The organism is Salinivibrio socompensis S35 (genome assembly GCF_000513715.1).
Lineage (GTDB): Bacteria > Pseudomonadota > Gammaproteobacteria > Enterobacterales > Vibrionaceae > Salinivibrio > Salinivibrio socompensis.
The window spans coordinates 1-20,975 of the sequence record NZ_AQOD01000058.1 but is presented as its reverse complement, the minus strand read 5'-3'; the positions used below and the strand labels follow the sequence as shown (position 1 = coordinate 20,975).

Genomic DNA, 20,975 nt, shown 5'->3' with positions numbered 1-20,975 from the left:
AGGAGAAACATGAGTTCCCAGTCTCTTGATGCGCAGCTCGAATCTGCCGCTTTACCGCAACACATTGCCATTATCATGGATGGCAATGGGCGCTGGGCGAAGGCACGGGGCAAAGCCCGAGTGTTTGGGCATAAAGCAGGTGTCAAGGCGGTACGTAAGACCGTCAAGGCGGCGTCTGAGCTTGGTGTAAAAGCGCTGACTTTATTTGCATTTAGTAGTGAGAATTGGCGTCGCCCAGAAGATGAAGTCAGTGTATTGATGGAGCTATTTATCAATGTGCTGTCACGCGAAGCTAAACGGTTAGACAGTCATGGTGTGCAATTACGCATCATTGGCGATACCTCTCGATTCAGCCCCTCTCTACAAGCGAAAATTGCCGAAGCCCAGGCGCTAACGGCGAATAACGATCGCTTGGTACTGAGTATTGCGGCGAATTACGGTGGGCAATGGGATATTACCCAGCAGCACGTCGTGTGGCCGAAGAGGCTTGTCGCCGGTCATTTGCAACCCAATGATATTGGGGAGCAGAATATCGCGCGTCATTTAATGTTGGCAGATTTACCGGATGTGGATTTAATGATCCGCACCAGCGGTGAATGTCGCATCAGTAACTTTATTTTATGGCAAGCCGCCTATGCTGAGTTGTGTTTTACCGAGCAATATTGGCCTGATTTCAACGAACAGAGTTTGTATGATGCCGTGGCTTGGTATGTCAATCGTGAACGACGTTTTGGCTGCACCGGCGAGCAAATTAAAGCCATGATAACAACGGATAAGTAACCACGAGGAATCAGTTTGCTCAAACAACGTGTTTTAACCGCGGCCTTATTAGTCCCGTTAGTGGTCGCGGGAGTTTTTTACTTACCGTTTCCTGCGTTTGTTGCAGCGATAGCGGTTGTCACTTTAATTGGACTTTGGGAATGGACGCAGTTTGTCTCGGCATCTTCGCGTCTTTTTACCTTTATTATCCCCGCTGCTGCGCTGGCGCTCTCGCTCTTTAGTCTTCCTTTTAGTGCCATGGCGCTCGGACACGTCACACTGCCCCCTTTTGCCTTGGCGGCAATCGGCGCGGCTTGGTGGTTATTCGCAACGCTCTTGGTGCTCTCATATCCTCGTTCAGCCGCGTATTGGACTCATAGCAAGTTATTGCGTTTGCTTTTTGGCCTCGTCACTATGTTGCCTTTCATGTGGAGCGTATTACTGTTGCGTGCAACAGACTATCAGTTCTCCACATTTTATGGCGCGAAGCTAGTACTGTTGGTTTTTGTCCTCGTTTGGTGTGCCGACAGTGGCGCCTATTTTGCTGGGAAAAAGTTCGGTAAGCATAAAATGGCACCTGCGGTAAGCCCGAATAAAACCCTCGAAGGGTTACTGGGGGGGCTGACGGCGGCAGTCGCCGTGACGTGGTTGGGGACGCACCTGTTAAGCATCCATTTTGCCAATGTCGGCGTGTTCTTAGGCATCACTATTGTGACCGCCTTGGCGTCTGTACTGGGGGACTTAGCAGAGAGTATGTTTAAACGTGTCGCTGGGGTGAAAGACAGTGGTCATTTGCTTCCGGGTCATGGGGGAATTCTTGATCGCATTGATAGCCTAACGGCAGCGTTCCCTGTATTTACCGTGTTGTACTTCGCATTTGCGAACTAAGTGAAACGAGTCTTCGACATGCAAAGAATCACCGTCCTCGGCGCGACAGGTTCCATTGGTGCCAGCACGTTAAAAGTGGTTGCATCCAACCCTGAAAAGTTTGAAATCACGGCGTTGGCAGCGCATACCAACGTGGAGAAAATGATCGCCCTATGTGTCTATTGGCAGCCAGCTTATGCGGCGATGGCCAATAGTGAGTCAGCGCAACAATTGCGTCAGGCTTTGCGCGAGAAAGGACTTGGGACAGAAGTGCTCGCCGGCGAAGAGAGTTTATGCCATCTCGCAGCATTGCCTGAGGTTGATATGGTGATGGCGGCGGTTGTCGGTGCGGCCGGGCTGTCTTCAACCATGGCCGCGGTTAAGGCCGGTAAGCGGGTTCTGCTCGCCAATAAGGAAGCCTTAGTGATGTCGGGGCAGTTCTTTATTGATGCTGTTTATCAGTACGGTGCAGAGCTGCTGCCTATCGATAGTGAACACAATGCCATTTTTCAATGCTTGCCGGAATCGGTGCAGCAACAGCCTGGGCGCTGTGATTTGCAAGCGGCCGGTGTCAGTAAAATATTGCTGACGGGCTCGGGCGGCCCGTTTCGCTACCGCGACCCACAGAGTTTGGCGACCGTCAGTGTCGAAGAGGCCGTTGCGCATCCTAACTGGTCGATGGGGCCCAAAATATCAGTCGACTCCGCCACCATGATGAATAAAGGCTTGGAGTACATTGAAGCGCGATGGTTATTCAACGCTCAGCCTCATCAGCTGGAGGTTGTGATCCACCCGCAGTCCGTGATTCACTCAATGGTACAGATGTGTGATGGCTCAGTGCTAGCGCAATTGGGGACCCCAGATATGTGTACGCCGATTGCACACGCAATGGGTTATCCTGAGCGCGTTCAAGCCCCCGTCGCACCACTTGATTTCACTCAAATTGGTGAATTTACCTTTATGGCACCGGATGCGTGCCGCTACCCCTGTCTTTCGTTAGCAATCGCTGCCTGTGAGCAGGGACAAGCGGCAACTACCAGCCTCAATGCCGCCAATGAACAAGCTGTCGCGGCGTTCCTGGCTGAAAAAATCAGCTTTATGGATATCGCTCGCATCAATGAGCAGGTATTGACCCAATTATCGCTTCCCTTGCCAACAAGCTTGGATTGCTTATTTGAGCTGGATAGAATAGCTCGCATTACTGCAAATGAGCAGATTACTAAGGTGGCAAAATGAGCGCTTTTCTTTGGAACGCGGCGGCGTTTATCGTCGCCCTTGGCATACTGGTTGCGATTCACGAATACGGCCACTTTTGGGTCGCTCGTCGCTGTGGTGTGAAGGTTGAGCGTTTTTCTATTGGTTTTGGTCGCGCATTATGGCGCTGGTATGGCAAAGACAATACTGAATATGTCATTGCTGCGATCCCGCTCGGTGGCTACGTGAAAATGTTGGATGAGCGTATTGAGGCCGTCCCTGACGCAGAAAAGCATCGCGCGTTCAACAACCAACCACTGTGGCAACGCAGCGCCATTGTCGCCGCGGGTCCGATTGCTAACTTTATATTTGCTGCCTTTGCGTATTGGCTGGTGATGATGATCGGCGTCCCAGCCGTCAAACCTGTGATCGGTGAAATCGCCCCCAACTCGATCGCCGCTGAAGCCGGAATCGAATCTGGGATGGAACTAACCCAAGTTTCCGGCGTCGAAACCGCTGATTGGCAAGCGGTTAATTTCGCGTTGATCGGACATATTGGTGATGAGGCCATGACCCTCACGGCGAAACAAAGTCCATCGGCAACTTATCAACGTGACTATTCACTGGATTTAACGCAATGGCAGTTTGATCCAGAAAAACAATCTCCCTTGATGACGCTTGGGATCACGCCTTATCGGCCGGCCATCACGTTGGCAGTCGCACAAGTGGTTGAGGACAGTGCTGCCGCTCGAGCCGGACTCAAGCAAGGCGACAAGATTGTTGAGGTGGATGACACCAAGCTTGAGTCATGGATGGGCTTGGTCGAGGTGATTAAAGCGAGTCCGAATCAGACGTTGTCGTTGACGGTATCGCGTGATGGAGAAAGACAAACACTGGCGTTGACGCCGGATGCGCGTGAGCAGCAAGGACAAGTCAGTGGTTATGCGGGGATTGCCCCCCAAATGGAAGCTTGGCCTGAATCATACCGTTTCATGCAACAATATGGCCCATTAGCTGCGATACCAGAAGCCGTGAGTAAAACGGGCCAGGTGATCAGTATGACCGTCAATATGATTAAAAAGCTGCTCACCGGTGATGTGGGTGTGAATAATTTAAGCGGCCCAATATCGATCGCAAAAGGCGCGGGCATGACAGCAGAGATCGGACTGATCTCATTTTTAGGGTTTATGGCACTGATCAGTGTGAACCTGGGCATTATCAATTTACTCCCTCTGCCTGTATTGGATGGCGGCCATTTGCTGTTCTTTGGGATTGAGGCTGTGACACGAAAACCGGTTTCCGAGCGTGTACAGGACTTTGGGTACCGTATCGGCGCTGCCGTGTTGATGATGGTGATGGCAGTGGCATTGTTTAACGACTTCGCCCGACTTTAAACGGTTAGTATTCAAGGATAAGTCAGATAGCACATGGCGATGAAAAAACTATTAATAGCATCTCTTTTAGTGAGCAGCAGTATAGCGCACGCTGACACATTCGAAGTCAGCGATATCCGCTTTGAAGGCCTACAGCGTGTCAGTTTAGGGGCTGCCTTGCTGTCAATGCCAGTACGTGTGGGCGACCAAGTCGATGACGAGGATGTAGCGGATGTGATTAATGCGTTATTTGCCTCGGGAAATTTCGAGGATGTACGCGTATATCGAGATGATGAAACCTTGCTGGTTAAAGTGGTGGAGCGTCCCACAATTGCTAGCATTTCGTTCTCTGGTAACAAAGCGATCAAAAAAGAGCAGCTAAAAGAAAACCTGACCTCTTCCGGGCTACGTGTCGGTGAGGCACTTGATCGCACCAAGCTCAGTAACATTGAAAAAGGCTTAGAAGACTTTTACTACAGTGTGGGTAAATACAGCGCGTCAGTAAAAGCCGTTGTGACCCCATTACCGCGAAACCGCGCGGATTTGAAGTTTGTCTTTACCGAGGGTGTATCGGCCAAGATTGAGCAGATCAATTTTGTCGGTAATGATATCTTTGATGATGAAGCATTGCGCGATAATTTCGATTTGCGTGCCGACGTGCCGTGGTGGAACTTCTTAGCCAATGAGAAGTATCAAAAGCAGATCCTTGCAGGCGATCTGGAAAAACTGCGCAATTTTTATTTGAATCGCGGGTATTTAAAGTTTCGGGTTGAATCGACCCAAGTGGCTATTTCGCCAGATAAAAAGGGTGTTTACATCACATCTGAATGTCAATGAAGGCAAGCCGTATAAGATTGCTGACGTCAACTTTCGTGGCGATCCGCAAAACGAAGACACTTACCGTTCATTGGTCAGCTTCACCCGTGGCGATACCTACAATGGCGATAAGGTGACCGCGCTCGAAGAGGCCATTAAGCGCCATCTTGGTGAAACCGGCTTTGCCTACCCGAAAGTCAATACCATGCCGACCTTTAATGATGAGGAGCAGCAAGTCTCACTAACCGTCAATGTTGAACCAGGTAAACGGATCTACGTGCGTAATATCCGCTTTTCCGGTAATACCACGTCTAAAGATGAAGTGTTACGCCGTGAAATGCGACAGCTGGAAGGCACCTGGCTTAATTCCAAAGCGGTCACTCGGGGTAAAGAACGGTTGAGTCGTACCGGCTTTTTCCAAAACGTGGAAGTGGATACACAACGCGTGCCGGGAACCGACGATCAGGTTGATGTTAACTACAAAGTCAAAGAAGCCAACTCCGGCAGCATTAATTTTGGTATCGGCTACGGGACCGAGTCTGGCGCCAGTTTACAGCTCGGTTTGCAGCAAGATAACTTTGCTGGCACCGGTAATCGCTTTGGCATTAATGCCATGGTCAATGATTACCGTAAAAACCTGACGTTAGAATATCGCGACCCCTACTTTACCCTCGATGGTGTCAGCCTTGGCGGTAAGGTCTTTTACAACGAATTTGAAGCGCGTGATGCCAATATCGTTGAATATACCAACAAAAGCTATGGGACAAACCTGACCTGGGGCTTCTGGACCGATGAACTGAACTCGATCGATTTCTCACTCGGTTATACCCATAACAAAATTGAGAATATTGGTCGCTACTATCAAATCGACAAGTTCCTCGAACGCCATGATGACCATCGAACCAACAATGATGGACTCGAAGTCGACGATTTTGATATGTCCGTCTCGTGGACGCGCAACAATCTCAACCGTGGTTACTTCCCAACTGCTGGTAATTATCAGCGTGCCTCCTACCGCATGACAGTACCGGGGTCAGACGTACAGTATTTTAAAATGCAGTACGATATTCGCCAGTATATGCCGCTGACGCAAGAGCATGAATTTACCCTATTAACGCGGGGGCGTCTTGCGTATGGTAACGGCTATGGTCAAACCAACGGTCAAGACCATATGCTGCCGTTTTATGAAAACTATTACGCCGGTGGCTTCTCATCACTGCGTGGCTTCCGCTCAAACTCGGTAGGCCCTAAAGCGATTTATGAAGCAGGTGGCTCTGAGCAGCCGGACGGGGACATTGAACAATCCGAAGGGTCTTACGGTTCAAGTGATGCGGTCGGTGGTAACGCCATGGCCCTTGCCAGTGTTGAGCTGATTGTGCCGACGCCATTTGCTTCGGATGAAGCACGCGAGCAAATCCGTACCAGCGTCTTTATTGATGCTGCCTCTGTGTGGGACACTGAGTTTGATCGGCAAGAACTGGTTGACATGGGCTATCCCGCCGGCACAAAAGACTACTCCGATCCATCCAATATCAGTGCCGCTTACGGTGTGGCACTGCAGTGGATGTCACCGATGGCACCTTTGGTGTTCTCCATCGCAAAACCTATAACTAGCCAGCCTGGCGACGATGAAGAGTTCTTTACCTTCACGATCGGGCGCACATTCTGATGTTCAGAAAGGAGACTATTGTGAAATCATTGTTGAAAGCAGCGGGACTGAGTGTCGCGGTATTGACGACGTCTATGTACGCATCAGCGGCTGATGCTGCGCAGAAAGTGGGCTACGTATCAACTGGTGCCGTGATGTCGCAACTGGCACAAAAAAATAACCTGAATGAAAAACTACGTGGTGAATTTAAAGATCGCATCGCTGAGATCGAGCGTTTGAAAGAAAAGCTCTCAAAAGGCGTTGAGAAGCTCAAACGTAATGGTGAGTTGATGAGTGAAGACGAACGGGTGAAGTTACAACGCGAGCTTCAGTCGATGGAGTCTGACTATAAACTCAAAGTAAAAGCCTTGCAGGAAGATCAGCGCAAGCGCGGCGGCCAAGAAGAGTCTAAGCTAGTGCAAAAGCTAAAAAAAGCGGTCGATCAAGTTGCTGAGCAAGAAGGCTATGACATCGTTATTGATGCCAATGCTGTCTTGTACGCTAACCCAAGCGATGATTTGTCTGAAAAAGTGATCAACGCAGTTAACTAACCGTCGAGGAGCCCATGGTTTCAATTACTCTCGCTGAATTAGCGGAAAAACTGGATGCACAGCTCCACGGAGACGGCGCTGTAACGATAACCTCGCTTGCAGGGATGAATTCAGCGGGAGAAGGGCAAATCACCTTCTTATCCAGCCCCAAATATCGTAAGGGGCTCGCACAGTGTCGCGCCAGCGCGGTAATGCTTAAAGAAGACGATCTTGCTCATTGTCAAGGCAATGCTCTGGTGGTTGTCGACCCTTATTTGGCGTATGCCAAAGTGGCGCAAATTCTTGATAGCACGCCTGCCTGCGCCATTAATATTGCGCCGTCAGCGGTGGTTGCAAGTGATGCCATTCTCGGTGAAGGCGTGGCCATTGGTCCTAATGCAGTGATTGAATCAGGCGCGTTAATTGGTGATAACGTCCAAATTGGCGCAGGTTGCTTTGTTGGCAAGGGCGCCAAACTCGGTGCGCGTACGAAGCTTTGGGCCAATGTCAGCGTCTATCATGAGGTGGTGATCGGCCAAGATTGCCTGGTCCAAGCCGGCACCGTGATCGGGCAGATGGCTTTGGTTATGCTAATGATAGAGGTCAGTGGATAAAAATTCCTCAGCTTGGCCGAGTTGTGATAGGTGATCGGGTCGAAATCGGTGCGTGTACTACCATCGATCGCGGAGCGTTGGATGATACCAAGATTGCTGATGGGGTGATTATCGACAACCAGTGCCAGATTGCGCATAATGTGTCGATTGGTGAGAACACGGCAATCGCTGGTGCAACGGTGATGGCAGGCAGTCTCAAAGTGGGCAAACAGTGCTTTATCGGTGGTGCCTGCGTGTTTAACGGCCATATGGAAATCACAGACAACGTGACCATCACAGGGATGGCGATGGTAATGCGGCCAATCACTGAGCCGGGCATGTATTCGTCCGGTATTCCGTTGCAGCCCAATCGCGAGTGGCGGAAAACAGCCGCACGTGTGCTCAAAATTGACGAGATGCACAAGCGACTTAAAGAGTTGGAACATCAGCTCGACAAACAAGATTAACGCTGAGAGCTGACAATAGCAGGCCCGCCTTAGTACGCGGGCCGTTTTGCGTTAATGAAGTCAGTATTGGATTTGAATGGGAATACTACCTTGACTCGCGAAAAGAAAGTTTTATATATCAATGAAATCAAAGCGCTGTTACCACACCGCTACCCTTTTTTGTTGATTGATCGTGTTACCGATTTTGAAGAAGGGCAGTACCTTCACGCAATTAAAAATATCACGGTTAATGAGCCGCAGTTCACCGGGCATTTTCCGCAGTTGCCAGTGTTTCCAGGCGTACTCATTCTAGAGGCGATGGCACAAGCGACAGGCCTACTCGCGTTTAAGACCTTCGGTAAGCCGAAAGACAACGAGCTATACTATTTTGCAAGCATTGATAATGCGAAATTCCGCCGCCCAGTTTCGCCAGGCGACCAACTGGTTTTAGAAGTGGAGTTTATTAAAGAGCGCCGAGGTATTGCCGCCTTTACTGGCGTCGCAAAAGTCGATGGTGATGTTGTCTGCTCGGCTCAACTAAAGTGCGCAAGAAGAGAGATCTAGTTGTGATCCACGAAACTGCCTATATCCATCCCGCTGCGGTTGTCGAAGACGGCGCGGTATTGGGAGAAAATGTAAAAATTGGCGCCTTTTCTTATGTGGGGGAGGGCGTTGAAATCGGCCCAGGAACCGAAGTGATGACCCATGTGGTGATCAAAGGCCCTACGCGTATTGGCCGTGATAATAGAATCTATCAGTTCGCCTCGATTGGTGAGGCGTGCCAAGATCTTAAATATGCTGGCGAGCCAACCACGTTGGACATTGGTGATCGTAATACCATTCGGGAAAGCGTGACCATGCACCGTGGCACGGTTCAAGATAAGGGTGAAACCAAGGTTGGCCACGATAACCTGTTTATGATTAACGCTCACGTTGCACACGATTGTGTTGTCGGGAATCATTGTATTTTTGCCAACAATGCCACCTTGGCCGGACACGTCCATGTCGATGACTATGCGATAGTGGGTGGGATGTCAGCGATTCACCAATTCTGTGTCGTTGGTTGCCATGCCATGCTAGGCGGTGGATCCATCGTGGTTCAAGACGTGCCGCCTTACGTGATGGCACAAGGCAATCACTGCACGCCGTTTGGTATTAATGTGGAAGGCCTTAAGCGCCGTGGTTTCGACAAGTCGGCGATCCGTGCGATTCGTGCGGTGTATAAAAATATGTATCGTTCAGGTAAGACGCTAGAAGAAGTCAAGAAGGAGATCGCGGCGCAAGCAGACGATGAGCCAGCATTAGCGTTGTTTCTCGACTTTTTTGAACGCTCAACGCGAGGCGTTATTCGTTAATGTTACCGAGTGAGCGTCCATTACGGGTTGGAATCGTCGCCGGAGAAATCTCCGGCGATGTTTTAGGTGAAGGCCTGATCAAGGCACTGCGCGCCCAACACCCGAATATCGAATTTGTCGGCATCGGCGGGCCACGAATGATCGCACAAGGCTGTCAGAGTCTGTTTGATATGGAAGAACTGGCAGTGATGGGGCTGGTGGAAGTCTTGGGTCGTTTGCCACGTTTATTGAACGTGAAGGCTGCACTGGTGAAGCACTTCACCACCCATCCACCCGATGTTTTTATTGGTATTGATGCCCCGGACTTTAACTTACGTCTCGAAGCCTCGCTAAAAAAAAATGGGATAAAAACGGTGCATTACGTCAGTCCGTCAGTGTGGGCATGGCGGCAAAAGCGGATCGTTAAAATTGCGGCAGCCACAGACCTTGTCTTGGCGTTTCTGCCCTTTGAAAAAGCGTTTTACGATAAGTTTAACGTGCCTTGTGTCTTTGTTGGCCACACCATGGCCGATAGCATTCCGATGCAAGTCGATAAGTTGGCTGCACAGCAAACCCTAGGGCTTGATCCCAATAAACGTTGGTTAGCGGTACTCCCGGGGAGCCGCGGCAGTGAAATGGAGATGCTAGCACCGCCATTTTTACAAGCATGTAAACGGCTAGCTACACATTACCCGGATCTCGGCTTTGTGGTGGCACTGGTTAACTCGGCACGTCGTGAACAGTTTGAGCAGGCCTGGCAAACTCATGCCCCTGACCTGTCTTTTACTTTGGTAAATGACACAGCTCGGCAAGTGATCAGTGCTTCCGACGCGTCTTGCTTGCTTCTGGAACGGTGGCGCTCGAGTGCATGCTGTTGAAACGCCCCATGGTGGTTGGCTATAAAGTGAAACCACTGACGGCGTGGTTAGCCCGACGCCTGCTGAAAACGCGTTATGTATCTTTGCCCAATATTTTGTCGGATGCTCCTTTGGTGCCAGAGCTATTGCAAGAAGAGTGCGATCCTGACGCCTTGGCGGATGCGGTTGCGCACTTGCTAGATGATGATAATCAGGCCTTGTTGAATACATTTACACAGCTGCACCAAACCATTCGCAAAGATGCGGATGCGTCAGCGGCATCAGCAGTATTAGAGTTAGTGAAAAATCATGACAGATGAGGCATTTGTATACCCCGACGCACGCTTGATTGCCGGTGTTGATGAGGTTGGGCGCGGCCCGCTTGTCGGTGCCGTCGTCACAGCGGCCGTGATTTTAGATCCTAATCAGCCGATTGTTGGCTTAACCGATTCAAAAAAATTGAGCGAGAAAAAACGGCTTGCACTGTATGATCAGATAAAGCAAAAAGCGCTTTCATGGTCAGTGGGGCGTGCTGAGCCCGATGAAATTGATTCACTCAATATATTACATGCCACCATGCTAGCGATGCAGCGTGCGGTGAATGGGCTGTCCGGTCACCCCGGATTATGTGCTGATTGATGGCAATCGAATTCCTGACTTACCGATGCCCGCGCAAGCGGTTGTGAAAGGTGATTTACGCGTGGCTGAGATCAGTGCTGCATCGATCTTAGCCAAGGTCGATCGCGATCATGAAATGGCGTTGTTGGATGCGGCTTATCCTGATTACGGGTTTGCCCAACATAAAGGGTATCCGACTAAAGTGCATATGGCCGCTTTAGCTGAACATGGTGCCTTGCCGATGCACCGTAAGAGCTTTAAGCCGGTTAAACGCGCGCTGGGCATTGACTAGTGCGTGCCATTTATCTCAGCCAATCACAGAAGTAGCGAGTTTTATGTCTGAGCCACGTTTCGTCCACTTACGCATTCACAGTGACTACTCCATGGTTGATGGGGTGTCCAAAGTGCCGCCATTGGTAAAAAAAGTGGCGGAAATGGGCATGCCTGCGATGGCATTAACCGATTTCAGTAATTTATGTGGGCTGGTTAAGTTCTATAACACCGCGAACAATGTGGGCGTGAAACCCATTATCGGGGCAGATTTTAACATTCAATCTGACGCGTTTGGTGATGAGTTATGTCAGCTAACCTTACTTGCGACGAATAAAGTTGGGTACAAGAACCTGACACTACTGATCTCCAAAGCGTATTTGCGCGGCCATGTGCAGCATCGCCCTGTGATTGATCAGCAATGGTTGATTGACCATGCCGAAGGCTTAATTGTGCTGTCCGGCGGCTGTCGTGGTGATTTGGGCCGTGCTTTACTGAAAGGCAATCAAGCGCTCGCCGAACAGTGCGCGCACTTCTATCAACGGTACTTTCCTAACGCTTACTATATGGAGTTGGTGCGTACCGGACGCGAAGATGAAGAGGTCTACCTCCACTTTGCTGTGGACTTTGCGACCGAGCATGACTTACCTGTCGTGGCGACTAATGAAGTCTGTTTTCTCTCACCAGACGAATTTGATGCTCACGAAATTCGCGTCGCGATTCATGATGCTTTACGCTCGATGATCCGCGTCGGCCCAAACACTACAGTGCAGAGCAGTATTTGCGCACTGAGCAAGAAATGTGTGAGCTGTTTGCGGATATTCCCGAGGCACTGACAAACAGTGTTGAAATTGCCAAACGCTGTAATGTGCCGGTTAGGCTCAACGAATACTTCTTACCTAACTTCCCAACCGAGGGACTGGAAATTGATCAGTATTTGGTCAAGCGGTCGCAAGAAGGGTTAGAAGAACGTCTCGCTTTTCTGTTTCCTGATGAAGCAGAAAGAACACGTCGACGCCCAGACTATGATGCGCGCTTAGAACGTGAGCTTGGCGTGATTAACCAAATGGGATTTCCGGGTTACTTTTTGATCGTGATGGAGTTTATCCAATGGTCAAAAGACAACGATATTCCTGTTGGTCCGGGACGTGGTTCGGGTGCCGGTTCATTGGTTGCGTATGCCTTAAAAATTACCGACCTGGATCCGCTGCAATTTGATCTGCTTTTCGAACGTTTTTTGAATCCCGAACGTGTCTCTATGCCAGACTTCGATGTCGACTTCTGTATGGATAAGCGTGACTTGGTGATTGACCATGTCGCTGACATGTATGGGCGTGATGCGGTGTCGCAGATCATCACCTTTGGGACCATGGCGGCCAAAGCGGTCATTCGCGATGTGGGTCGGGTGTTGGGCCACCCTTATTGGCTTTGTGGATCGCATTTCTAAACTGGTGCCTCCTGATCCGGGCATGACTCTTGAAAAAGCCTTTGATGCAGAGCCTCAGCTGGTCGAAGTCTACAATAATGATGAGGAAGTCAAAGCGCTTATCGACATGGCGCGGAAGCTGGAAGGCGTAACACGTAACGCCGGCAAGCATGCGGGTGGGGTGGTGATTTCCCCCACCACCATCACCGATTTCTCGCCGCTCTATTGTGATAGCGAGGGACACCATCCCGTCACTCAGTTTGATAAAAACGACGTTGAAACTGCAGGCCTAGTTAAGTTTGATTTCTTGGGCCTACGGACGCTGACAATTATCGACTGGGCGCTTGGGATGATCAATCCTCGTTTGAAGGCAAAAGGGCAGGATCCGATTGATATTACCGCGATCCCAATGGCCGACCAGGCGTCATTTGCGATGCTGCGAAAAGCCGAGACCACCGCGGTTTTCCAGTTAGAATCCCGCGGATGAAGGAGTTGATCAAACGTCTCCAGCCCGATAGTTTTGAAGATATGATCGCCTTGGTAGCCTTGTTCCGGCCCGGCCCGTTGCAATCAGGGATGGTCGATAACTTTATCGATCGTAAACATGGCCGTGAGCAGGTTTCTTATCCCGATGAGAAATGGCAACACCCGTCACTGCAAGAAACGCTTGAGCCGACCTATGGCATCATCCTCTATCAAGAGCAGGTGATGCAGATTGCGCAAACGCTAGCGGGTTATACTCTGGGCGGTGCAGACTTGCTGCGTCGCGCGATGGGCAAGAAAAAGCCCGAAGAAATGGCCAAGCAGCGCGCGATCTTTGAAAAAGGTGCCATCGCCAACGGCATTGATGGCGAGCTGGCGATGCGTATCTTTGACTTGGTAGAAAAGTTCGCCGGTTATGGCTTTAACAAATCACATTCGGCGGCATACGCATTAGTTTCTTACCAAACGCTGTGGCTAAAAGCGCACTATCCTGCTGAATTTATGGCGGCGGTGATGACTGCCGATATGGATAACACCGACAAAGTCGTGGGGCTGGTGGAAGAATGTCGCCGCATGAAGCTGACGGTATTACCGCCCGATGTGAACGCCGGTCTTCACCATTTTACCGTGAATGACCAAGGCGAGATTGTCTACGGGGTTGGAGCGATTAAAGGCGTCGGCGAAGGGCCAATAGAAACGATTGTCGCCGCCCGTGAGCAAGACGGTTATTTCCTTGATCTATTTGATTTTTGTGCCCGAATCGATACCAAAAAAGTCAACAAACGTGTGATTGAGCGGCTTATCCGCGCCGGGGCGATGGATAAGCTAGGACCGCATCGTGCTGCGATGATGGCGTCTGTGGATGAAGCGATCCGGGCTGCGAGCCAACACCATCAAGCTGAGGCTTATGGGCAAACTGATATGTTCGGCGTACTAACCGACGCCCCTGAAGAAGTGGAGCACGCCTACGCGCATGCAGCCCCTTGGCCAGATAAAATATGGTTAGAGGGAGAGAGAGAAACCCTAGGCTTGTATTTAACCGGCCATCCCATTAATAGTTACCGTAAAGAGCTGAAAAATTATGTGACCTGGCGGTTGGAAGATGCGCATGCAACCAAACGCGATGTGATCTCGACCGTTTCAGGCTGGTGATTGCGGCGAGGGTGATGACCACCAAGCGCGGCTCCCGGCTTGGGATTTTGACCCTGGATGATCGTTCGGGCCGTATGGAAGTGATGCTTTTTTCTGACGTGCTCGACAAATATCTTGATCTCGTGGAGAAAGATCGCATTCTGGTGGTCTCAGGACAGGTCAGCTTTGATGACTTCAACGGGGGGCTTAAAATGACGGCCCGTGAATTGATGGACATTAGCCAAGCGCGTGAAAAATATGCACGCTGTTTGGGCATATCGATGTCATCTGAGCAAATTGATGCACCATTTTTTGAACGGTTTCATGATGCACTGGCGCCGTATCGTTCGGGTACCGTGCCGGTGAATATCTATTATCAGCGTGATGATGCACGTGCTCGGTTGCGTTTAGGCGCAGAATGGCGTGTCACGCCAACCGATGAATTAATCGACACCTTGAAAGGTTTGCTCGGTAATGAGCAAGTCGAATTAGAGTTTAACTAAGCCAGGCTGGTGACGTGTCGCGTACACTGGCGGTGACCAATAGGATTCTCTTGGTATGAGTCTTAATTTTTTAGAGTTCGAAAAACCGATCGCAGAATTAGAAGCCAAAATTGAGGCCCTTCGCGCGGTGTCCAAACGTGGTGGCGAAGACGCGGTTAACTTAGATAAAGAAATCGAGCAGCTGGAAACCAAAAGCGTTGAGCTCACCCGGAAGATTTTCGGTGATTTAGGTGCTTGGCAAGTGGCCCAGTTAGCGCGTCATCCACAGCGTCCTTACACTTACGACTACCTGAATCGGATTTTCCACGAATTTGATGAACTGGCCGGCGATCGTGCGTATGCCGACGATAAAGCCTTGGTCGGTGGGCTGGCACGCCTTGAGGGACGCCCAGTGATGGTGATCGGTCATCAAAAAGGTCGCGATACCAACGAAAAGGTAAAACGTAACTTTGGGATGCCAAAACCTGAAGGATACCGCAAAGCATTGCGCCTGATGAAGATGGCGGAACGGTTTAATATTCCTGTGATCACCTTTATTGATACCGCCGGCGCGTATCCGGGCGTCGGGGCGGAAGAGCGCGGCCAATCTGAAGCCATTGCTCGCAACCTGAAAGAAATGGCTGGGCTAACAGTCCCTATCATTTGTAATGTGGTCGGTGAAGGCGGCTCGGGAGGCGCACTGGCGATCGGCGTGGGCGATTACGTCAATATGCTGCAATACTCAACCTACTCGGTGATTTCGCCTGAAGGGTGTGCATCGATTCTCTGGCGTGATTCGGCAAAAGCGCCGCAAGCCGCAGAGGCAATGGGTATGACGGCGCCACGGCTGAAAGAGCTGGGCTTAATTGATTCGGTGATCAGCGAACCTCTAGGTGGCGCACATCGCGACCTGACGGCGATGGCAGAGAGTATCAAGGAAACCTTATTGGCCCAACTGGCTGATTTGGAAAGCTTAGATACGGAAAGCCTTCGCGATCGTCGTTATCAGCGCTTATTAAATTACGGTTATTGCTAAGCCGTCATGGTGTTTATAGGGATGAAAGGGCCGTCGGGGCCCTTTTCTTTTTTTCAGCCGGCCCGCAACAATAGCGGATGATCTCGAGTGAATGCCTATGCTTTACCAACAACTTTATGATTGCTTGGCACCATTAACAACGGCGCCACGGCAGATAATCCTCGCATTAAGTGGTGGTCTGGATTCTCGTGTGCTGCTTGCGCTGTTGGCTCAGTATCGTGATCAGCACCCACAACATCGTTATCGGGTGGTTCATGTGAATCATGGTTTGCAGCAGCAGGCTGATCAATGGGCCAGGCAATGCCAATACTGGCTGAGCAAGCGGGCTTTGACTGCCGGGTTGAGCATGTTGAATTAGATAGTGCACTCAGTATTGAACACGCCGCACGTGAAGCAAGGTATCAGGCCTTGCAACAACACCATCGAGCGCGAAAGGCTTAGTGTTAACGGCGCAGCATAGCGATGATCAAGTTGAAACATTTTTCCTCGCGCTAAAGCGTGGCAGTGGCCTCGACGGATTAGCAGGGATGCCCGAGGTGCGTCCATTAGGAAAAGGCTGGCTCGTGCGGCCCCTCTTAGCCCAATCACGTGCGGCTCTTGCAAGCTATGCCAGTCATCATGGACTGAATTGGATCGAGGATCCTAGCAATCAGAAAACCCGCTTTGATCGTAACTTTTTACGTCAGCACTGGTTACCACAAGCGGATTCACGCTGGCCTGGCTTTCGGCAAGCCGTTCAACGTACACAGCGTTTATGTGCAGAGCAATCCTCGCTACTGACGCGTTTTATCGCGCCGATGGTTGAAAATGCACTCAGTGATTCGGGCGCTTTACCGATCGCAATACTTCCTCAAACGGACCCCACTCTGACGCATGCACTGCTCCGTCATTGGCTAAAACGGCATAGGTTAGTACTTACTTACGCGCAGTTAGAGGCACTTATCCGTGATGTAATCCACGCCAAACAAGACGCCAATCCTTGTTTGACCATCGCGGATGTCAGTATTCGTCGGTATCAGCATAAGCTTTATGTCGTTACCCCTTGTGCTGACGTATCGCAGTGGCAAGGAGAGCTTACGCCGGACCAGTCCCTCACATTACCCGATGGACTTGGGCAGCTGCATTTGCTGCCCTATGAGACAGCAGCGTCAGGTTTAGCGCTCGGGCCATTAACATCATCAACGCTCAGGGTGCACTTTAATCCGAGTGGCTTAGCGGTACATCCGGTGGGGCGACAAGGGCGTCGAAAACTGAAAAAACTCTATCAAGAGGCGGCGATCCCAAGTTGGTTACGTCGTCGACAACCGATTGTCTGTGATGAGCAGGGCGTGGTGGCGGTAGCTGACCGTTTTGTTCGTCTGGGGGCAAACGGCCAGCAATGGCGACTGGTTTGGCAACATTCACTTTAGCCCATTCAATGTCACGTTAAATCGAAGCCAAAAGAAACATCGCGCATCATGCCAGCATCGTAGCACGCTAAACTAGTGATGATTAATTGCTCAGTTAAGCGCGCCGGGCTTGCTTAATTTCTCCGAATTACTTAATGTACTAGTCTAATGATACATGAGGTGAGTGGTAATGGCATCAAATCGCGAGTTGTTCGGTACTAGGATTGGCTTTATTCTCGCTGCAGCAGGGGCTGCGGTTGGGCTCGGTAATATTTGGGGGTTTCCGACCCAAGCCGCCAGTAATGGGGGAGGGGCTTTTCTGCTCGTCTATCTACTGATGATTCTGCTGGTCGCGTTTCCTATGCTGGTGGTTGAGATGGCGATTGGCCGTCATGGTCGTGCCAACCCCTTAGACAGCATGCGCGCATTAAGTGACAACCCGTTAATGAAGCGCTTGGGTAGTGGTGTCGGTCTTATTGGCCTAGCGGTGCCGTGTATGGTGTTAGCGTTTTATAGCATCGTTGGTGGTTGGTTAGTGTCATTTTTGCTCGCCGCGGTCGCAGAGATCCTGCAATTTACCGATGCAGCGGCTTGGTTAAAAGGCTTTTCGGCCTCGCGTAACCTGTTTGGCGCGATCCTTTTTTATATTTTGACCATCTTTATTGTCCAAGCTGGGGTCAAGCAAGGGATCGAACGCTGGTCAACGCGTTTAATGCCCGCGCTATTTATATTGTTCGCCGCCATGTTTATCTACATCATGACATTACCAGGGGCGACAGAAGGGCTTAAGCACTACCTCATTCCAGACTTTAGCAAGATCATGGACAAAGACTTGTTGCTAGCGGCGATGGGGCAAGGCTTCTTTTCGCTGACAATTGGTGGGTGCTCGATGTTGATTTATGGCTCATACCTTAGCCAGAAAGAAAACCTGCCCAAGATGGCCTTAAGTGTGACCTTGGTGGATACTGCCGTGGCGGTGGTTGCGGGATTAGTGGTATTGCCGGCGATGTTTGTTGCGATGAACCAAGGCGTCGAGATTTATGGCCAAGATGGTAGCTTGTTGAGTGCTGATACCCTGGTATTCACAGTGCTACCCTTATTATTTGAGAGTTTAGGTGCCGCCGGCCCTTATGTGTCTTTGGTCTTTTTCTTATTAATGACAATTGCCGCACTGACGTCTTCTATTTCTATGCTCGAGTGTCCGGTTGCACTTGCCAGCGAGCGGTTAGGATCAAGCCGTAAGTTGACCAGCTGGGTGCTCGGTGGCCTAATTGCCGCGTTTAGTGCGGTAATTGTTTTCCACTTTGGTACTTTGTTCGGGTTAGTGGCAAAAGTGGCTACTCAATACTTCCAGCCTTTTGCTGCTTTATTGTTTTGCTTATTTGGTGGCTGGATCTGGGCGCGTGACCGCAAGTTGTCTGCCTTACGTGAGGGTTATGACGATATTGAACAGAGCCTGTTTTGGAAAATTTGGCCCGCCTATGTGAAGTTTGTGTGTCCTATTTTAGTGGCGACTGTGCTGTGGGTTTCATTGGGTTAAGCGAGCACGCACACAGGGTGAGTCGAGATAAAAAAGCGGACGCGAGGTCCGCTTTTCTCGTTTTAGTCCTGATTACCGAAATTGCTTCGTTGCTTCTAGGTAATCAAACCCCGCTTCTTTAAGCCGAGCACAGAGCGTAGTTTTATCTATCTCGTAATAACGAACCAAATCGTCCAAGCTGTCGAACTCATCACGCAACTTCATATTGATGATGCTCATCAGCATCACAGGATCCATGCTTGCGTAATTGTTTAAATCCATCTTAGTCCTCGTGATCGCTAATCAACAAATTGGCCGCCGCAAAGGCAGCTTGGTCGCGACGTGACTGGGAAATCGACGGATCTTGTGCAACGTCGTTTAGGGTGTTTAGCGCACAGTGGATCGCCGCGGGAATATAGCCTTGTTCGCCACTGCCTATTTCGGCATAGCGTTGGCGAATAAGATCACAGCAGTCTGCAACTTTCATGATTGTCTCCTCAAGTGATGATGTGGATCACTATACCCAATCTCACCGGCAGGAGGAAAGTGTTAACGTGCGCGCTTTTGGCGGTACATGCTCTGGTCAGCACGCTCGTAAAGGGAGAGATTATTATCGCCTTGTCGGTACTCAGAAAACCCGACCGAGGCACTGATCTGATGGCTGGATAGCAGGTGGTCATGAGCAACGAGTTGCTTAACGCGTGTTGTGACCCGTTTGACCGACGTTTGACTCGCGGGCTGTAAAATGACGGCAAACTCATCGCCGCCAAGCCGGTAGCAACGATCACTCCCTCTCACCGCTTCTCTCACCAGCAATGAAAAACGACGTAATACCTTATCGCCGTCTAAATGACCATAGGTATCGTTCACTTGTTTAAAGTTGTCCATATCGAACATCACCATCACAAGGCCGATATTTTCGCGTTCGCACACCGCAACCGCATGCTTTAGATCCTGATCAAAGCTCGTGCGGTTATGTAGACCTGTTAAACCATCGAGTAACGCCATATTTTTCACGCGTGTATACTCGACGGCATTATTGAGTGGGCCGGCTAATAACTTGTGATAGGTATGCAATAAGCTAATTTCGTCTCGGTCGAGCTTATAAGGCGTCGAATACTGAAGCACACCAAGCGGCTGCCTATTGAATTTTATTGAAAACGTTTGACGAAAGGTATGTTGCTCGCCGCGGCGAATGATATTGGAGATGTCATCGTGCTCCCAAATAATTCGACCGATATCGATATGTTTTTCTAATTGGCGTGCATAGACCTCGAACAGCACCTTTATATCAAGGTGGCCTTGCAGTTTTTGCAGCAACAGCAAACGCTGATCGGCGCCCAACGGAATAATCCGCGGCGAGGATTCAGCCTTTGTATACTGCTTTATGTGCGAGGCATTCATCAAGGGATAACAACTCTACAGTGACGTGTGTTTAGAACGATAAAGCAGAAATCATGCCAGCCTTTTATACCCGTCATCATCATGGGAGATGGAAGCCAACAAAGATATTGTTTATAAATAGTTAATCGGTCAGTAGGGAAAGAATATCGGACTGATGATTGTGTGCATCGCGATAGCCAATGTCAATCAACTGGCGAAGGTATGCCGGCTCAAATAACAAATAACTGGCTAGGGTGGCATCTTGTTCCGCATTGATGCCCAATAACTTGAGTAAACTCCGCAAAGCTATCGGCATATGTGGGTAAAAGCGCTTGGCCATGGGCTCAAAAGGCTCTGAAGGACGCAGGTGTAAAACATCAATATGGCGTAGTCCTAGCTGCTGTTGCCCTGATGGCGTTAGTGCATCGGCCACTTGATTGAGCCGTTGAAGGTGCTCTAAATCGGCAGACAGTGTATCGGCGAAAATGGCATTCATCAGGTGGCCACCGAGCATCGCTAGCCCAGGCGCTGTATTGTTCATTTGGGTGGGCTGCCGGATCCCGGTGGTTAAATCTAAAATGAGAATGCGCTCCGCATCCATTTTTACAGCCGGCCGTAAAGGTGCAATTTGGTGGATAGCACCATCCCCGTAAAAGTCATGGCCAATTCGGGAGGCTGGAAACATAAATGGGATAGCGGAAGAGGCGAGTAAGTGCTCTGTCGATATCTGACTGCGCCGTCCTACCGCGCGGCACGTGCCAAGGCGGGATGTGGGGCGCCCCCKCCTGGGAAAAAGCTAAACTGGACGTGGCCCAGCTCGTA

At 50.3% G+C, this 20,975-nt stretch carries 16 protein-coding genes and 5 pseudogenes; 17 read left to right on the top strand and 4 right to left on the bottom strand.

The window, feature by feature from the left end; translation table 11 throughout:
- Nucleotides 1–9 precede the first annotated feature (9 nt).
- The 17 genes and pseudogenes from uppS to DZ54_RS0107370 all read left to right on the top strand — a co-directional run bounded on the left by uppS (nucleotide 10) and on the right by DZ54_RS0107370 (nucleotide 18,791).
- A complete protein-coding gene (gene uppS, locus DZ54_RS0107460; RefSeq protein WP_025673622.1) occupies nucleotides 10–780 on the top strand; it encodes a polyprenyl diphosphate synthase in 771 nt (256 codons plus the stop codon).
- Nucleotides 781–795: 15 nt separating this feature from the next.
- Complete coding sequence (locus DZ54_RS0107455) at nucleotides 796–1,647, top strand: phosphatidate cytidylyltransferase (RefSeq protein WP_025673621.1); 852 nt, start codon at nucleotides 796–798, stop codon at nucleotides 1,645–1,647.
- Between the two features lie 18 nt (nucleotides 1,648–1,665).
- Nucleotides 1,666–2,862: a 1-deoxy-D-xylulose-5-phosphate reductoisomerase gene (ispC, locus tag DZ54_RS0107450; protein ID WP_025673620.1), complete on the top strand. Its 1,197-nt coding sequence runs from the start codon at nucleotides 1,666–1,668 to the stop codon at nucleotides 2,860–2,862.
- Nucleotides 2,859–4,214, top strand: coding sequence for a sigma E protease regulator RseP (gene rseP, locus DZ54_RS0107445; RefSeq protein WP_025673619.1), 1,356 nt, complete (start codon nucleotides 2,859–2,861; stop codon nucleotides 4,212–4,214). The genes ispC and rseP overlap by 4 nt, the downstream gene beginning before the upstream one ends.
- A gap of 33 nt (nucleotides 4,215–4,247) precedes the next feature.
- Nucleotides 4,248–6,678 (top strand): annotated as a pseudogene (bamA, locus tag DZ54_RS19945) (outer membrane protein assembly factor BamA).
- Nucleotides 6,679–6,698: 20 nt separating this feature from the next.
- The gene (locus DZ54_RS0107435; protein WP_025673618.1) at nucleotides 6,699–7,208 is read left to right on the top strand and encodes an OmpH/Skp family outer membrane protein; all 510 of its coding nucleotides are present in this window, start codon (nucleotides 6,699–6,701) and stop codon (nucleotides 7,206–7,208) included.
- A 14-nt stretch (nucleotides 7,209–7,222) separates the two neighbouring features.
- Nucleotides 7,223–8,247, top strand: a pseudogene (gene lpxD / locus DZ54_RS19940) (UDP-3-O-(3-hydroxymyristoyl)glucosamine N-acyltransferase).
- Nucleotides 8,248–8,337: 90 nt separating this feature from the next.
- Nucleotides 8,338–8,790: a 3-hydroxyacyl-ACP dehydratase FabZ gene (gene fabZ / locus DZ54_RS0107425; protein WP_025673617.1), complete on the top strand. Its 453-nt coding sequence runs from the start codon at nucleotides 8,338–8,340 to the stop codon at nucleotides 8,788–8,790.
- A 2-nt stretch (nucleotides 8,791–8,792) separates the two neighbouring features.
- Nucleotides 8,793–9,581, top strand: coding sequence for an acyl-ACP--UDP-N-acetylglucosamine O-acyltransferase (lpxA, locus tag DZ54_RS0107420; protein WP_025673616.1), 789 nt, complete (start codon nucleotides 8,793–8,795; stop codon nucleotides 9,579–9,581).
- Nucleotides 9,581–10,737: pseudogene (gene lpxB / locus DZ54_RS19935) on the top strand (lipid-A-disaccharide synthase). Before lpxA ends, lpxB begins: the two are co-directional and overlap by 1 nt.
- A pseudogene (gene rnhB / locus DZ54_RS19930) lies at nucleotides 10,727–11,327 on the top strand (ribonuclease HII). The pseudogenes lpxB and rnhB overlap by 11 nt, the downstream one beginning before the upstream one ends.
- Before the next feature lie 43 nt (nucleotides 11,328–11,370).
- A pseudogene (gene dnaE / locus DZ54_RS19925) lies at nucleotides 11,371–14,848 on the top strand (DNA polymerase III subunit alpha).
- A 55-nt stretch (nucleotides 14,849–14,903) separates the two neighbouring features.
- A complete protein-coding gene (gene accA, locus DZ54_RS0107380; RefSeq protein ID WP_025673610.1) occupies nucleotides 14,904–15,863 on the top strand; it encodes an acetyl-CoA carboxylase carboxyl transferase subunit alpha in 960 nt (319 codons plus the stop codon).
- A gap of 91 nt (nucleotides 15,864–15,954) precedes the next feature.
- Nucleotides 15,955–16,221: a PP-loop family protein gene (locus DZ54_RS27420; RefSeq protein WP_051415961.1), complete on the top strand. Its 267-nt coding sequence runs from the start codon at nucleotides 15,955–15,957 to the stop codon at nucleotides 16,219–16,221.
- Nucleotides 16,152–16,304 carry an ATP-binding protein gene (locus tag DZ54_RS26700; protein WP_128080478.1) on the top strand — a complete coding sequence of 51 codons (153 nt, stop codon included), beginning with the start codon at nucleotides 16,152–16,154 and terminating at the stop codon, nucleotides 16,302–16,304. The genes DZ54_RS27420 and DZ54_RS26700 overlap by 70 nt, the downstream gene beginning before the upstream one ends.
- The gene (tilS, locus tag DZ54_RS26695; RefSeq protein ID WP_051415960.1) at nucleotides 16,304–17,272 is read left to right on the top strand and encodes a tRNA lysidine(34) synthetase TilS; all 969 of its coding nucleotides are present in this window, start codon (nucleotides 16,304–16,306) and stop codon (nucleotides 17,270–17,272) included. Before DZ54_RS26700 ends, tilS begins: the two co-directional genes overlap by 1 nt.
- Nucleotides 17,273–17,441: 169 nt before the next feature.
- Nucleotides 17,442–18,791 carry a sodium-dependent transporter gene (locus DZ54_RS0107370; RefSeq protein WP_025673609.1) on the top strand — a complete coding sequence of 450 codons (1,350 nt, stop codon included), beginning with the start codon at nucleotides 17,442–17,444 and terminating at the stop codon, nucleotides 18,789–18,791.
- 72 nt (nucleotides 18,792–18,863) lie between these two features.
- Here DZ54_RS0107370 and DZ54_RS0107365 read toward each other — a convergent pair whose 3' ends face one another.
- The 4 genes from DZ54_RS0107365 to DZ54_RS19915 all read right to left on the bottom strand — a co-directional run bounded on the left by DZ54_RS0107365 (nucleotide 18,864) and on the right by DZ54_RS19915 (nucleotide 20,838).
- Nucleotides 18,864–19,052, bottom strand: a complete 189-nt coding sequence (locus DZ54_RS0107365; RefSeq protein WP_025673608.1) for a DUF4250 domain-containing protein — start codon at nucleotides 19,050–19,052, stop codon at nucleotides 18,864–18,866.
- Nucleotide 19,053: 1 nt separating this feature from the next.
- Entirely contained in the window at nucleotides 19,054–19,257 is a 204-nt protein-coding gene (locus tag DZ54_RS0107360) for a YaeP family protein (RefSeq protein ID WP_025673607.1), read from the bottom strand.
- Between the two features lie 62 nt (nucleotides 19,258–19,319).
- Nucleotides 19,320–20,174: a GGDEF domain-containing protein gene (locus DZ54_RS0107355; protein WP_025673606.1), complete on the bottom strand. Its 855-nt coding sequence runs from the start codon at nucleotides 20,172–20,174 to the stop codon at nucleotides 19,320–19,322.
- A 121-nt stretch (nucleotides 20,175–20,295) separates the two neighbouring features.
- On the bottom strand, nucleotides 20,296–20,838 hold the full coding sequence (locus DZ54_RS19915) for a patatin-like phospholipase family protein (protein WP_051415959.1): 543 nt from the start codon (nucleotides 20,836–20,838) through the stop codon (nucleotides 20,296–20,298).
- Nucleotides 20,839–20,975: the final 137 nt, after the last annotated feature.